Raw genomic sequence first — 570 nt, forward strand, 5'->3', positions numbered from 1 at the left:
AAATATTTAATTTAGAAAAAATGGAGGAGGTAGAGGGATTCGAACCCCCGCGCGACTCTCGCCGCCTGTCGGTTTTCAAGACCGATCCCTTCAGCCGAACTTGGGTATACCTCCGAGATATAAACCTTTAGTGGTGGACCTTGTAGGACTCGAACCTACGACCGGACGGTTATGAGCCGTCTGCTCTAACCAGCTGAGCTAAAGGTCCTTTATGGTAGCGGCGGAGGGGATCGAACCCCCGACCTCACGGGTATGAACCGTACGCTCTAGCCAGCTGAGCTACACCGCCATAAATGAAATTAAAATAAGTGGAGCCTAGCGGGATCGAACCGCTGACCTCCTGCGTGCAAGGCAGGCGCTCTCCCAGCTGAGCTAAGGCCCCATGTTTTTGGAAAATCGGGAAGACAGGATTTGAACCTGCGACCCCCTGGTCCCAAACCAGGTGCTCTACCAAGCTGAGCCACTTCCCGTTAATAAAAGCGCGCCCGAGAGGAGTCGAACCCCTAACCTCTTGATCCGTAGTCAAACGCTCTATCCAATTGAGCTACGGGCGCATATGGTGCCGAGGGC

At 53.9% G+C, this 570-nt stretch carries 6 tRNA genes; all 6 read right to left on the reverse strand.

The features are described from left to right. Nucleotides 1-21: 21 nt before the first annotated feature. The 6 genes from F8162_RS14870 to F8162_RS14895 all read right to left on the reverse strand — a co-directional run bounded on the left by F8162_RS14870 (nt 22) and on the right by F8162_RS14895 (nt 554). Nucleotides 22-114, reverse strand: a tRNA-Ser gene (locus F8162_RS14870). A 17-nt stretch (nt 115-131) separates the two neighbouring features. After that, nucleotides 132-208, reverse strand: a tRNA-Ile gene (locus F8162_RS14875). 4 nt (nt 209-212) lie between these two features. Then, a tRNA-Met gene (locus F8162_RS14880) sits at nt 213-289 on the reverse strand. 20 nt (nt 290-309) lie between these two features. Then, nucleotides 310-382: transfer RNA gene (locus F8162_RS14885), tRNA-Ala, on the reverse strand. A gap of 14 nt (nt 383-396) precedes the next feature. Further along, a tRNA-Pro gene (locus F8162_RS14890) sits at nt 397-470 on the reverse strand. A 10-nt stretch (nt 471-480) separates the two neighbouring features. Then, nucleotides 481-554 (reverse strand) — tRNA-Arg (locus tag F8162_RS14895). Nucleotides 555-570: the final 16 nt, after the last annotated feature.

The organism is Bacillus sp. CH140a_4T (assembly GCF_008923725.1).
Classification (GTDB): domain Bacteria; phylum Bacillota; class Bacilli; order Bacillales; family Bacillaceae_G; genus Bacillus_A.